The 12,486-nt window shown below is 72.3% G+C and carries 16 protein-coding genes; 5 read left to right on the top strand and 11 right to left on the bottom strand.

The window, feature by feature from the left end:
• Positions 1–69: 69 nt before the first annotated feature.
• From ACPXBU_RS27395 to ACPXBU_RS27375, 5 genes are all read right to left on the bottom strand, one after another.
• Positions 70–807 (bottom strand): alanyl-tRNA editing protein, encoded by a 738-nt coding sequence (locus ACPXBU_RS27395; RefSeq protein ID WP_425760259.1) that lies wholly within the window; start codon positions 805–807, stop codon positions 70–72.
• An 11-nt stretch (positions 808–818) separates the two neighbouring features.
• Positions 819–1,706, bottom strand: a complete 888-nt coding sequence (locus tag ACPXBU_RS27390; RefSeq protein ID WP_425760258.1) for an alpha/beta fold hydrolase — start codon at positions 1,704–1,706, stop codon at positions 819–821.
• On the bottom strand, positions 1,703–2,017 hold the full coding sequence (locus ACPXBU_RS27385) for a DUF2516 family protein (RefSeq protein ID WP_088950380.1): 315 nt from the start codon (positions 2,015–2,017) through the stop codon (positions 1,703–1,705). Before ACPXBU_RS27385 ends, ACPXBU_RS27390 begins: the two co-directional genes overlap by 4 nt.
• Before the next feature lie 71 nt (positions 2,018–2,088).
• Positions 2,089–2,799: a hypothetical protein gene (locus ACPXBU_RS27380; protein WP_425760257.1), complete on the bottom strand. Its 711-nt coding sequence runs from the start codon at positions 2,797–2,799 to the stop codon at positions 2,089–2,091.
• Positions 2,796–3,428: a helix-turn-helix domain-containing protein gene (locus ACPXBU_RS27375; RefSeq protein ID WP_425760256.1), complete on the bottom strand. Its 633-nt coding sequence runs from the start codon at positions 3,426–3,428 to the stop codon at positions 2,796–2,798. Before ACPXBU_RS27375 ends, ACPXBU_RS27380 begins: the two co-directional genes overlap by 4 nt.
• 111 nt (positions 3,429–3,539) lie before the next feature.
• Here ACPXBU_RS27375 and ACPXBU_RS27370 point away from each other — a divergent pair, with 111 nt between their 5' ends.
• Entirely contained in the window at positions 3,540–4,337 is a 798-nt protein-coding gene (locus ACPXBU_RS27370) for an alpha/beta fold hydrolase (RefSeq protein ID WP_425760255.1), read from the top strand.
• 103 nt (positions 4,338–4,440) lie between these two features.
• Here ACPXBU_RS27370 and ACPXBU_RS27365 read toward each other — a convergent pair whose 3' ends face one another.
• From ACPXBU_RS27365 to ACPXBU_RS27350, 4 genes are all read right to left on the bottom strand, one after another.
• Entirely contained in the window at positions 4,441–5,400 is a 960-nt protein-coding gene (locus ACPXBU_RS27365) for an asparaginase (protein WP_425760254.1), read from the bottom strand.
• A 94-nt stretch (positions 5,401–5,494) separates the two neighbouring features.
• On the bottom strand, positions 5,495–6,322 hold the full coding sequence (locus ACPXBU_RS27360; protein ID WP_425760253.1) for a 3-keto-5-aminohexanoate cleavage protein: 828 nt from the start codon (positions 6,320–6,322) through the stop codon (positions 5,495–5,497).
• Positions 6,323–6,345: 23 nt separating this feature from the next.
• Positions 6,346–7,458 (bottom strand): YgfZ/GcvT domain-containing protein, encoded by a 1,113-nt coding sequence (locus tag ACPXBU_RS27355; RefSeq protein ID WP_425760252.1) that lies wholly within the window; start codon positions 7,456–7,458, stop codon positions 6,346–6,348.
• Positions 7,455–7,883: a Fur family transcriptional regulator gene (locus ACPXBU_RS27350; protein WP_357253782.1), complete on the bottom strand. Its 429-nt coding sequence runs from the start codon at positions 7,881–7,883 to the stop codon at positions 7,455–7,457. Before ACPXBU_RS27350 ends, ACPXBU_RS27355 begins: the two co-directional genes overlap by 4 nt.
• A 69-nt stretch (positions 7,884–7,952) precedes the next feature.
• On the opposite strand from ACPXBU_RS27350, the gene ACPXBU_RS27345 reads away from it, so the two are divergent.
• Positions 7,953–8,831: an aminotransferase class IV gene (locus tag ACPXBU_RS27345; RefSeq protein ID WP_425760251.1), complete on the top strand. Its 879-nt coding sequence runs from the start codon at positions 7,953–7,955 to the stop codon at positions 8,829–8,831.
• On the opposite strand, the gene ACPXBU_RS27340 is transcribed toward ACPXBU_RS27345, so the two are convergent.
• Both ACPXBU_RS27340 and mtfM read right to left on the bottom strand, forming a co-directional pair.
• On the bottom strand, positions 8,832–9,422 hold the full coding sequence (locus ACPXBU_RS27340; protein WP_425760249.1) for an FABP family protein: 591 nt from the start codon (positions 9,420–9,422) through the stop codon (positions 8,832–8,834). It lies immediately after the preceding gene.
• A 55-nt stretch (positions 9,423–9,477) separates the two neighbouring features.
• Positions 9,478–9,582, bottom strand: a complete 105-nt coding sequence (gene mtfM / locus ACPXBU_RS27335) for a small membrane protein MtfM (protein WP_030327764.1) — start codon at positions 9,580–9,582, stop codon at positions 9,478–9,480.
• A gap of 12 nt (positions 9,583–9,594) precedes the next feature.
• Between mtfM and ACPXBU_RS27330 the strand changes: the two genes are divergently transcribed.
• The 3 genes from ACPXBU_RS27330 to ACPXBU_RS27320 all read left to right on the top strand — a co-directional run bounded on the left by ACPXBU_RS27330 (position 9,595) and on the right by ACPXBU_RS27320 (position 12,479).
• Entirely contained in the window at positions 9,595–9,969 is a 375-nt protein-coding gene (locus ACPXBU_RS27330) for a DsrE family protein (RefSeq protein ID WP_030490116.1), read from the top strand.
• Between the two features lie 78 nt (positions 9,970–10,047).
• Positions 10,048–10,428, top strand: coding sequence for an SCP2 sterol-binding domain-containing protein (locus ACPXBU_RS27325; protein WP_393369797.1), 381 nt, complete (start codon positions 10,048–10,050; stop codon positions 10,426–10,428).
• The gene (locus tag ACPXBU_RS27320; RefSeq protein ID WP_393369795.1) at positions 10,425–12,479 is read left to right on the top strand and encodes an amylo-alpha-1,6-glucosidase; all 2,055 of its coding nucleotides are present in this window, start codon (positions 10,425–10,427) and stop codon (positions 12,477–12,479) included. Before ACPXBU_RS27325 ends, ACPXBU_RS27320 begins: the two co-directional genes overlap by 4 nt.
• Positions 12,480–12,486: the final 7 nt, after the last annotated feature.

Raw genomic sequence — 12,486 nt, 5'->3', positions numbered from 1 at the left:
TGACAACCGGCGTCCGAATTCCCGGACCGCTCTGGCGAACCGGGGGGACCTCGGCGACCAACCTTCGCCTTAGTCCACCAACCGGACGCGGACGCGGCGGTTGGCCCGGCCCTTGCTCTCCACCTTCACGACCTGCACCTTGCCGATCTGCGCGGTGGACGCGACGTGGGTGCCGCCGTCGGCCTGCACGTCCAGTCCGACGATGTCGACGATCCGGACCTCCTGCTCGTCCGGCGGAATGAGGTTGGACTGGGTACGGATGATGTCCGGCAGGGCCAACGCCTCGGTGCGCGGCAGCACCCGGGTGGCGACCGAGCGGTCGGCGGCCACCTCGGCGTTGACCAGCTCCTCGATCCGGCTCTTGAAGTCCGGCGGGACCTCGGGGAGGTTGAAGTCCATCCGGGCCTCGCCCGGTTCCATGTTTCCGCCGGTGACGAGCGCGCCGAAGTCGCGGAACACCACACCGCAGAGCACGTGCAGGCCCGAGTGGGTACGCATCAGCCGGGTGCGGCGCTCGTCTTCCAGCGCGCCGACGACCTCGGTGCCGACCGGCGGCAGCGGGTCACCCTCGGCGGGGATCAGGTACGGGTCGTCGCCTTTGCGGGTGCCGACGATCCGGGTCTGCACGCCCTGCCACAGCAGCACGCCGTGGTCCGGCGGTTGGCCGCCGCCGCCCGGGTAGAACGCCGAGCGGTCCAGCACGATGCCCTGCTCGGCGTCGGCGTGCAGGACCGTGCACGTCCATTCCCGCAGGGTCGGGTCGGCAAGGTCGAGTCGGTGCGTGCGGCCATGGTGTGTGACGCCCATGACACGGCAGGTTACTCGTTGAGGAAGCCGGCGACGCGGTCCCGTAGGTCGGCGCGGTCGGTCCAGAGGACGCCGGGCCTGTCGTACACGTGCAGGGTGGCCTGGGGCAGCGCGGTGGCGAGCCGCTCGGCGACCTCGACCGGATGCAGGTCGTCGCCCGCGCAGCCGATGACAAGCGCCGGCGCGGTGACCGCCGCGAGGTCACCGATCTGGCGCAGCGACGTCTGCTCGGCCAACGTGGCCAGGCCTTCGGCCAGACCGTCGCGCAACAGCTGGTCGAGGCGCTGCCGCAGGTACGCCCAGCCGGCCGGGGTGTTGCGCACCGCCGCGGGCAGCTCCAGTGCGACGACGTCGGCGACCGCCGAGGCCTCCCCGCTCTGCACCGCTTCCAGCAGATCCGTGATCCGCTCGTGGGCGACCGGCCCGCGCGGCTCGTCGAGCACCGCCGGCAGGAAGAAGACGAGCTTCTCGAAACGCTCCGGGCTCTCCGCGATCAGGCGGCAGAGGGCACCGGCACCGAGGCTCGCGCCGAATGCCCGACTGGCCCCGCCGAGGTCCGCGATCGCCCGTAGATCCCGGGCCAGGTCCAGGTAGTCCCACGGCCCGTCCGGCGCGTCGGACCGCCCGTGCCCACGGAACTGGAAGAACACCTTGCGGCCGGTCACCCCACTGCCGAACGGGCGGGTGGTGGCGATGCCGTTGCCCAGCCCGTGCGCGAAGACGGTGACCGGGTCACCGGTGCCGGTGACCAGCCGTTCCAGCCGTACGCCGTGCGGGGTGGCGACCAGCTCGGTCTCCGGCTCCGGCAGCGCCGGTCGGCCGGTGCGCGGCCCGCCCGGGCCGGGACCCCAGGTGCGGGGGCCGCTGTCCGGTGGGGGTGGCCAGCGAAAACCTCTCACCAGAACCCTTTGCCGTCGCTCAGGTCGCGCAGACCGACCCGGACGTCGAGGAGGTAGATCAGACCGGCGGCGATGCCGATCAGACCGAAGAGGCTGATCGGGCCGAAGCCGAGCAGAGTCAGCACGAGGCAGACCGCCAGGATGGCGATCCAGCCACCCTTGGGCAGCGTCCCGATGGCGGGGAAGGCGTCGGAGCGCTGGGTGATCGCGTGCACCAGGGCGACGCCCTGGACGATCAGCGCGAAGACGAGCAGGATCAGCTCGATCACGTAGCGGACTTCGAACGCGAAGATCGGCGCGGCGTTGGCCATGCGGGCAAGCTTATGTCGAGGACCCCGGCTACGTCCGACAAGGACGCCGCCGGGGTCGTCGACCTGACGAACTACTCGGCCGTCGGACGGGTCCGCTTGGTGGCCCCGGGCAGCTTCGCCGACGGGGTCGCGGTCGGCTTGGCGGCCTTCGGTGCACGGGTGGCCTTCTTGGCGGCGGCCGGCTTGGCCTCGGCGATCTCGGCCACGTCGGCCGGGGTCGGCACGTCGGCCGGCGTCGACACCTCGGCCGGGGTCGACACGTCGGCCGGGGTCGCCGCCGGGGCGGTCGGGGTGGCGGTGACCGGCGTCACGGCCTCGGTCGCCTCGATGTCGGCGTTGACCGTGTCGGCCGCCTCCAGCACACCGGCGCCGACGACCCGCTCACCACGGGCGACAAGCGCGCCGTACGCGGCGTAGGCCCGCTCCTGGGCGGCCTGCGCGCCCGCGTACACAAGGATGGCGTTGCGGGTCGCGGCAGCCCGCAGCTTGTCGAGGTCGGCGGCCTCGCGCAGCTTGGCCAGGTCGGCCGACTCGCGCAGCTTGGCCAGGTCCAGTTCGCGAAGGGTCCCGGCGGTCTCGTTTGCGGTCCGCAGCGTCTCGGTGGCCTTCTGCCGCAACTCGAAGCCGGTCAGCACGGCCCGACCGCCCAGGTCGGCGACGACCCGGGTGCCGAGGACGCCGACCACGGCCGGCAGCTTGCGCAGGTGCTCGATGGCCAGCTCACCGGCGCCGGCGGCGGCGTAGAGCGGGGCGGGGATGCGATTGGTCTTCGGCTCGCTCATGAGGTCTCCTCCTCGGCCACCGGGGCGGCCTCGCGGGCCGCCGGACCGGCGGCCTTCTTCTCGGGGGTGCTGGTGCTGCCCGGGGCGGGTGCGGTGCCCGCCTCGGTGACGGCGACCGACTCGAGCACGGCCTCGGTCGGGGTGCCGCCTGCGGTGGTGGGGCCGGTGGCGGCCAGGTTGGCCACGTCGGCGGGCTGGTCGGCGACGTCGGTCGGGGTTGTCGCGCCGGTCCCGCCGGCCGGGGTTGTCGCTCCGGTGCCCTCGGCGTCGGCCTGGGCCTCGGCCAGCCGGGTGTTCTCCCGGCGGAACGTCTCGTAGATCTGGCTGAGCGACTGCTTCTGGGCCATCGTCAGGTCGGCGTCCACCGCGATGGCGGCCAGCACGCCGTGGCCCTCCTTGTCGTCGAGCAGCCCGGCGCGCAGGTACATCGCCGGGGTGGAGACCCGCAGCGCGCTCGCGAGTTGCTGAAGCACCTCGGCGCTCGGCTTGCGCAGGCCGCGTTCGATCTGGCTGAGGTACGGGTTGCTGACCCCCGCCTGCTCGGCGAGCTGCCGGAGCGAGATCTTGGCGTTGCGCCGCAGATCGCGGATGAACCCGCCGACGTCGGGAAGGTCCTTCGGTGTGGCCATGACAGCGACGCTAACCGGCCGCGCTAGCTCTTGCAAGCAAAATGCTAGCCACAGTTAGCAACGTCTCAGCGCCCGTTTGCGCACCGCTCCGCCGATCCGTACGGTCCGTTCGTGCACAAGATCACAGTCAATGGAGCAAGCATCGCGTACGACGAGGCCGGCACCGGTTCGCCTGTCGTGCTGCTGCACGCCGGCATCGCCGACCGGCGGATGTGGCGGGGGCAGGTGTCCGCGCTCGCCACCCGGCACCGGGTGATCGTTCCGGACCTGCGCGGCTACGGAGACTCGGAGCTGCCCCCGGCCCCGTTCGCGCACCACGACGACGTGGCCGGTCTGCTGGACGCGCTCGGCCTGCCCCGGGCCGCCCTGGTCGGCTGTTCCTTCGGCGGGTCGGTCGCCATCGACACCGCGCTGGCCCACCCCGACCGGGTGAGCGCGCTCGCGCTGTTCGGCACCGCGGTCTCCGGCAACGAGTGGTCCGAGGAGGCCAACGACCTCTGGGACAACCTGGTCGGAGAGGTCGACCCCGACGACTTCGTCGCCGGAGCGGCCGGCGAGGTGCGGTTCTGGGTGGTCGGCCCGGCCCGCCAGCCGGCGGACGTCGACCCCGAGCTGATCGCGTTCGCGCAGGAGATGGACGAGCGCGCCCTCGCCGCCGAACTGGCGCTCGGCGCGGTCGAGGTGGGCGAGCTGACCCCACCGGCGATCGGTCGCCTCGGCGAGCTGAGGGTGCCCGTCCTGGTCACCGCCGGGGCCGCGGACGTGCCGGACATCAGGCGGCTCGCCGACCGGATCGCCGCCGAGGTCCCCAACGCGGTACGGCTGCCGGACGTGCCGGACGCCGCGCACCTGTTGCCGCTGGAGCGCCCGGAGCCGGTCAACGCCGCGTTGCTCGACTTCCTGAGCTAGCAGAGGCACACGCGGCGCGGAGCGGCCCCGACCGCGCATCGGACGGCGACGGGGCAGTTGGGCGGTCCGCCGGCTCCGACCGCCGGAGCACGGACCGCTGGTGTCACCAGAGCGGGCGGACCGCGCCGACCGGAACGCCGCCGCCGAAGAGCGGCGCCTCCGCGTACTCGGTCAGCACCGGGGCGTCCACACCGAGCCGGCGCAGCGCGGAGACCAGCACCGGCATCCGGGCCCGGTCGGCGCCGTCGTCGATCTTCAATGCGACGGCGCCGACGCCCGGCAGGGCCACCGCGATCACACCCTCGGCACCGATCTTGGCCAGCAGCCCCGGGACCCCACGCATGAGCCGGGTGTCGTCGGCCTGGGTGCCACCGACGATCTCCGGGTACCCACGCATGGCGTCGGCCACCGCGCGGGGCGCCGAGCCGGGCTCGGCGTCGACCAGCCGGAGGTACGCCCCGGCAAGACCGGTCAGCGACACGGCGAGCACCGGGGCGCCGCACCCGTCCACACCCACCGCCGCCGCCTGCTCGCCGGTGAACTCCTCGATGGCCGCCCGCAACCGCTGCTGCAACGGGTGCTCCGGCCGCCAGTAGCCATCCCGCGGCCACCCGGCGGCCTCGCAGGTCAGCAGCATTCCGCTGTGCTTGCCGGAGCAGTTCATCTGCACCCTGCTCGGCCCGCCACCGGCGCGCAGCACGGCCTCCCGGGCCGCCGCGCCCGCCGGCAGGTCGGGCGGGCAGTGCAACGCCTCCGCGTCCAGCCCGGCGCGCTCCAGCAGCGCACCGACCCGGGCCAGGTGGAAATCCTCACCCGCGTGGCTCGCCGACACCAGGGCCAGGTCGGCCGGGTCGGTGAACGTCAGACCGGCCCGAAGCATCCCGATCGCCTGCATCGGCTTGCTGGCCGACCGGGGAAAGACCGGCGACGTCACGTCCCCGGCGGCGGCCACCGGCACACCGGCGGCGTCCAGCACCACCACCGAGCCGCGGTGCGCGCCCTCCACGAACCCGGACCGGACCACCTCGGCGAGCGGCGCGCCGCCCTCGTACGTCTTCGTCACGCGCTGGACGGTACCGACGGTCCCGGGGTGCCCGTCGGCGGGGTGACCAGGTCGTCCATCGCCCGGGTGACAGGAGCGTAGGACCACCCCGGCCTTACAGCCCGAGCAGCTCGCGGGCCTCGGTGGTGGTCAACGGCGGGCGCTGGGCGAGCTGCGCGAAACCCACCGCGCGGGCGACAAGTTGCATGTTGGACTCCACCGGACGTCCCTTCGCGTACGTCACCGTGTCTTCCATGCCGACCCGCAGGTGCCCGCCCGTCGACAGCGCGGCCAACAGCACCGGAAGTGTGCTGCGGCCGACGCCGGTGGCCGAGAAGGTGGTGCCCTCGGGCAGGTCGCGCAGCATCCGGTGGGCGGCGACAAGCGTCTCGGTGGTGCCCGGCATGCCGCCCGGCACGCCCATCACGAAGTCGACGTGCACGTGCCCGCCGGCCGGCATCCCGTACTTGCCGAGCAGTCGCTGCAACGCGGACAGGTGACCGAGGTCGAAGATCTCGTACTCCGGAACGATCCCGCGCTCCTGCATCCGGGTGTGCAGGTCGACGATGAACTCCCAGCGGTTGAGGAAGACGTCGTCGCCGAAGTTGACGGTGCCCATGGTGCAGGAGGCCATGTCCGGCCGGGCGTCGAGCACGGCGAGCCGGGCCGCCTCCGGGTCGGTCACCGCGCCACCGGAGGAGAGCTGCACGATCAGGTCGGTGCTGTCCCGCAGCGCCGCCACCGTGTCGGCCAGACGCACCGGGTCGAGGGTCGGCCGAGCCTCGTCGTCGCGGATGTGGACGTGGATCACGGCGGCGCCGAGCGCCTCGCACTCCTTGGCGGTGAGCAGCAGCTCGTCGAGGGTCACCGGCAGTGCCGGCACCTCCGCCTTGGCCGACTCCGCGCCGGTCGGAGCCACCGTGATCAACGTCCCTGTCGTCATGCCGGCGATCCTAGACGGCCCGCTCAGGACGGGTCGATCGCCGCCGCCGTCTCGCCGATCCGCAGCGCGGCGTCGTCCGGGACGTTCCGCTTCACCACCGCGAGGGCGACCTGCCCCAACTCGTGGTGCAGCACGGCGGTGCCCACGAAGCCCACCGTCCGGCCGTCGAGGGTCACCGGCGTGCCGGCCGTCGGCGGTTGATCGGTGGTCACCCCGTCCAGGTGCAGCAGGACGAGCCGACGCGGCGGTTTGCCCATGTTGTGCACCCGGGCCACCGTCTCCTGCCCCCGGTAACAACCCTTGTCGAGGTGCACCGCCGGGCCGATCAGGTCCACCTCCGCCGGAATGGTCCGGTGGTCGGTGTCCACCCCGACCCGGGGCTGCCGGGCGGCCACCCGGATCGCCTCGTACGCCCACAGGCCGGCGACCGGCACGCCCGCGCCGCGCAACTCCGCCACCACCTGCTCCATCGCCGAGCGGGGCACCAGCAGGTCCACCCCGAGCAGGCCGCGCCGCGCCCAGCCGCCGATCGGCAGCGGCTTGACGTCGTACCGGACACTCGCCCGCGGTGGCACGGCGCCGGCGGCGAACTTCGGACCGGGCACCGCGACCAGGTCCGGTGCGGCCAGCCCGGTCACGCCGAGCGTGGCCAGCGCCTCGGTCGCCGCCGGCCCCACCAGCGACAGCAGCGCCCGTTCGGCGGTCGCGTCGCGCGGGTCGACCCGGCTGAAGAACCGCATCTTCTCCAGGTAACCGAGCAGGCCCTCGGTCGCACCCGGCTCGGTGTCCAGCCAGGCGGTCTCGCCGTCCTCGGCGACAAGCGCGTGCTGCTCGACGTGGCCGTGCGGGGAGAGCACCAGCAACTCGGTGCCCTCACCTGCGGCCAGCGTCGTCAGATACTGCGAGGTGATCGTGTGCAACCATCCGGCGCGCTCCTCGCCGGGCACCGCGATGACCCCCCGGTGCGACCTGTCGACAAGGCCGACCTCGGTGTCGAGGGTGCGCTGCTCGCGCAGCGGGTCCCCGTAGTGCGCGGCCACCCCCCGCACCCCGGCCGCGACGTGCGCCGGATCCGGCTGGTCGCGGCTGGCCTCGTCGATGCGCTCGACGGCCACCGCACCCGCGATGTCGATCATTTGTTGTCCCCGTTCTCGCAGCGTACGCAGACGCCGAAGAGTGACACGTGCCCGATATCCACTCGGAAACCCCGCTGCGCGGCCAACTCGTCGGCCAACGGCCGGAGCAGCCCAGGATCGATCTCGTCGATCGCTCCGCACTCCCGGCAGACCAGGTGGACGTGTTGGTGCTCACCTGCGGCGTGATAGGTCGGTGAGCCGTGCGACAGGTGCGTGTGGGTGACCAGGCCGAGCCGTTCCAGCAGTTCGAGCGTGCGATAGATGGTGGTGATGTTGACGCCGGCGGCGACCTCCCGGACGGCGGTGTGCACCTGCTCCGGGCTGGCGTGCCCCAGATCGAGCACCGCCTGGAGGACGAGCTGCCGTTGGGGCGTCAGCCGCAGCCCACGGGCCCGCAGCATTTCCGCGAGGGAGGATTCGGACACCGTCCGATCATAGTTCGGCCACCATGCCGGTCCGCGCGCCGCGATCGACCGCCGCTACGCTCGATGGTCATGGTGATGTCGCCCACCGGGAAGGTCGGTGCCGATCCGACCGCGCGGATCGTCGTCCTCGGACGCGGGCCGGTGCCGGCCGGTGACCCGGTGCTCCGCGGTGACGACCTCGGCGTACTCCGGGGTGACGGCCTCTTCGAGACCATGCACCTGCGGCAGGGCCGGCCGTGGCTGCGCGACGAACACCTGGCCCGGCTCGTCGCCGCGGCCGACGCCGTCGAACTGGCCGTGCCGCCCACCGCGGCGCTCGTCGACCTGCTCGACGAGGTGTGCGCGGGCTGGCCAGCGGCTGTGGAGGGGGCGCTTCGGCTGGTCTGCACGCGAGGTCCGGAGAGCGGCGGCCCGCCGACGGTCTACGCCACGCTGGCCCAGGTGCCGGCGGCCTCCCGGGCGGCCCGACGGGCCGGGATCAGTGTGGCCACCCTGCCGCTGGGGGTGCCCGCCGACGCCCGCAACGGGCTGAGTTGGCTGCCGGCCGGGATCAAATCGACGTCGTACGCGGTCAACAGCGCCGCCCGCCGCTGGGCCGACCGAGCCGGGGTGGACGACGTGCTCTGGATCTCCTCCGACGGTTACGCCCTGGAGGGCCCGTGGGCAAACGTGGTGTGGCTCACCGACGACACGCTCTGCACGGTGCCGGCCGCCACCACAGGCATCCTCGCCGGCACGACCGTTGCCTGGCTGCTCGCCCACGCCGCCGAGCTGGGCCTGGGCGCCGCCGAACGGATGGTCACCACGGCCGAGCTGCACGCGGCGGACGGCGTGTGGTTCACCTCGTCGGTACGCGGGGCCGTCGAGGTCCGCACGCTGGACGGGGTGCGTCGGGCCCGCTGCCCGCGCACCCCCGCCCTCCAGGCGCTGCTGGGTTTTCCCGGCTAGTCAGCCTCCGACCCGGACGAGCCGGGCGGAGAGGTGCGGGCTGAGCCCGTGCCCCATCGCGGCCATCTCCTGGGCGTAGAGCAGCGCGCCCTCGACGATGCCGAAGAGCCGCTTCCCGCCGGTGACCTCCTTGGCGGTCGGAGTCCGCACGACGGCGTCGGTGGCCAACTCCACCTGGGTGCCGGTGCGCTTGCCCAGGTGCAGCTCCATCACCCCGGTGGGCGTGGTCAGCAGCACCTCCAGCTCATCGGTCGCCCGTCCGTCCACCAGCACCGGCCGCCACCAGCCGATCTCGCGACCGGCCGGGCGGACCGGCTTGCTCTGCTCGTCCAGGATCCAGGCGCGGGACTCGTAGTGCAGGAACGGCCGGCCGTCGTGGCTGATCCGGATCTCCTGCGCGTAGTCGAAATCCTCGATGGTGGGGAAACCACCCTTGCCCCGGCCACGCCAGAGGCCGATGTAGGGCAGCAGGCCATCCAGCGCCGGGTGCAGCTTCGGCCCGACCCGCAGGTCGTGACTCTCCTCGAACGGGTACTCCTCGACCGGCGGCGCGTTCAGCCACGGCGGCTGCAGCGGGTTCTCATCGCTCACAGTGCCACCTTCGTTCGCGACTGCGGGGCTCGCAGACCCGGCTCACTCCTCGCGCTCACCAGCGTCCTCTCGAAATGCGTACGGCAAGGTAGACCAGGCCACCGGCGAGCCCGCCCAGGCCAGCGACCAACAGGCTGACAAACCCGATCTCGGTAACCATCCCGGCCATCCTATGCTGGGCCACATGGCCCGCACTCTCGTCGTCAAGGCCACCGCTGGGGCGGACGCCCCGGAGCGGTGCGCGCAGGCATTCACGGTCGCCGCGACGGCGGTCGCGGCCGGAGTGGACGTGTCGCTCTGGCTGACCGGTGAGTCGACCTGGTTCGCCCTGCCCGGTCGCGCCCAGCAGTTCGAGCTGCCGCACTCCGCGCCGCTGGCCGAGTTGCTGCACGTCATCCTGACCAGTGGTCGGGTGACCGCGTGCACCCAGTGCGCGGCCCGACGCGAGATCGGCCCGGACGACGTCCTGCCCGGGGTTCGGATCGCGGGGGCCGCCGTCTTCGTCGAGGAGGCGATGGCCGAGGGTGCGCAGGCGCTCGTCTACTGACCGCCCGGCGGGGTCTGTCGATTCGAGCGGAGTGCCGATACCGACCCGACATCCCGGGCGGCTGCCTACGATTCGGATGTGACCGAGGCGACGGAGAGGTTCTTCGAAGCGCTGCCGTCCCGCGCCCCCGACATCCTGGGCGGCCTGGCCGACGGAACCCTTCAGATCGACCTCGGCGACGACGACCAGACCGAGCACTGGCTGGTCCGGATGCGGCCCGGGTCGGTGCAGGTCAGCCGAGGGCGCGGGCCGGCCGATGCCATCTGGTACAGCAGTGCCGCCCTCTTCGACCGCCTGATTGTCGGCGAGGCCCAGGCTGTCGCGGCGGTGCTGCGCAACGAGAGCACGTTCAGCGGCAACGTGGTGCTGTTCCTCGCCTTCCGCCGGTTCTTCCCGGACCCGCCCGGCACCCGCGACCCCCGGGAAACGGCGCGCCGGACAGCCGGGCGACCGGCATGAAGGAACTCGTCAGCATCCTGGACGGCAACACCTTCCTGGTCAGCGACCGGCGGGGGGACATCGAACCGTCCTACGACTTCCCCACCGGGCTGTTCTCCTTCGACACCCGGTTCCTGTCCACCTGGGTGCTGACCCTGGACGGCGAACGGCTGCACGCCCTCTCCGTCGACGACACCGAGTCGTACCGCACCAAGTTCTTCCTCGCCCCCGGGGAACCCACGCACTACCTGGACGCCAAGGCGTCGGTGATCCGCAGCCGGGCGATCGTGGGCAGCTTCGAGGAGGAGCTGACCGTGCTGAACCACCTCGGCGCGGACGTCGAGTGCACCGTCCGCATCGAGATCGGGGCCGACTTCGCCGACCTGTTCGAGATCAAGAATTCGCGGCAGAAGCGGGGCCGGACCACCGTCTCGGTCGCGGAGAACGAGCTGCGGCTGACCTACCGGCGGGAGGCGTTCCACCGGGAGATGGTGGTCACCACGAGCGCGCCGGCGGAGGTCGATGCCTCCGGGATGAGCTTCCGGATCCGGATCGCCCGCAACAGCCAGTGGACCACCCGTCTGCACGTGTCGAGCGTCGTCTACGGGGCCCGTGGCGAGGACATCCGGGCCACCCTGCCGTACGGGGGCAGCCGCAGCGCGGACGTCATCCGGGCCGAACAGCAGGAGCTGATCGACCGGGCGCCGAAGCTCGGGTGCGACTGCGAGCCGCTGGCCGGGGCGTACCGGCGCAGCCTCAACGACCTGGCCGCCCTGCGCTACGAGTCGATCGCCCTGGGCGTACGGCTGATCGCCGCGGGACTGCCGTGGTTCATGACCCTGTTCGGCCGGGACAGCATCATCACCTCACTACAGGTGCTGCCGTTCCTGCCGGAGCTGGTCCCTCCGACAATCCTGATGCTGGCCGGGCTCCAGGGGCAGCGGGTGGACGACTTCCGGGACGAGGAACCCGGGAAGATCCTGCACGAGCTGCGGTACGGGGAGACCGCCGGCTTCGAGGAGCAGCCGCACTCGCCGTACTACGGGTCGGCCGACTCGACGCCACTGTTCGTCATCCTGGTCGACGAGTACGAGCGGTGGACCGGCGACTCCGCGTTGGTCCGTCGGCTGGAGCCGCAGATCCGCGCGGCGTTGGAGTGGATCGACACGTACGGCGACCTGCTCGGTACCGGCTACCTCTGGTACCAGACCCGCAACCCGGAGACCGGTCTGCAGAACCAGTGCTGGAAGGACTCCTGGGACGCCATCTCGTACGCCGACGGCCAGTTTCCCGGCTTCCCCCGGGCGACCTGCGAACTACAGGGGTACGCGTACGACGCGAAGATGCGGGCCGCCCGGATGGCCCGGTCCTTCTGGAACGACCCGGAGTTCGCCGACCGGCTGGAGGGGGAGGCCGCCGACCTCAAGCGACGGTTCGACCGCGACTTCTGGATCGCCGACCGCGAGTACTACGCGGTCGCGTTGGACGCCGACGGCCGGCAGGTGGACGCGCTCACCTCGAACATCGGGCACCTGCTGTGGAGCGGCATCGTGGACGAGTCCCGTGCCGGCAAGGTGGTCGAGCACCTGCTCGGGCCGCGACTGTTCTCCGGCTGGGGGGTGCGCACGCTCGCCGCGGACGAGGGACGGTACAACCCGATCGGCTACCACGTGGGCACGGTCTGGCCGTTCGACAACTCGATCATCGCCTGGGGGTTGTGGCGGTACGGCTTCCGCAACGAGGCGGGAAAGCTCTGCGACACGTTGCTGGCGGCGTCCCGATACTTCGAGGGGCGACTCCCGGAGGCGTTCGCCGGCTACGACCGGAATCTCACCGACTATCCGGTGGAGTATCCGACGGCGTGCAGCCCCCAGGCCTGGTCCACAGGCACACCACTGCTGCTGCTGCGGGTGATGTTGGGGCTGGAGCCGCAGGGCGAGCACCTGATCATCGACCCGGCCGTACCACCGGGGATGGGTCGGGTCGAGCTGCTGGACATCCCCGGCCGGTGGGGCATGGTGGACGCGTTGGGGCGCAGCCGGGAACAGGCGGACCAGCCGGGCGACGGCTGACCCGAGG

Source organism: Micromonospora sp. DT231, from assembly GCF_049847025.1.
In the GTDB taxonomy this organism is placed as follows: Bacteria; Actinomycetota; Actinomycetes; order Mycobacteriales; family Micromonosporaceae; genus Micromonospora.
This window is presented reverse-complemented; position numbering and strand designations above follow the sequence as displayed.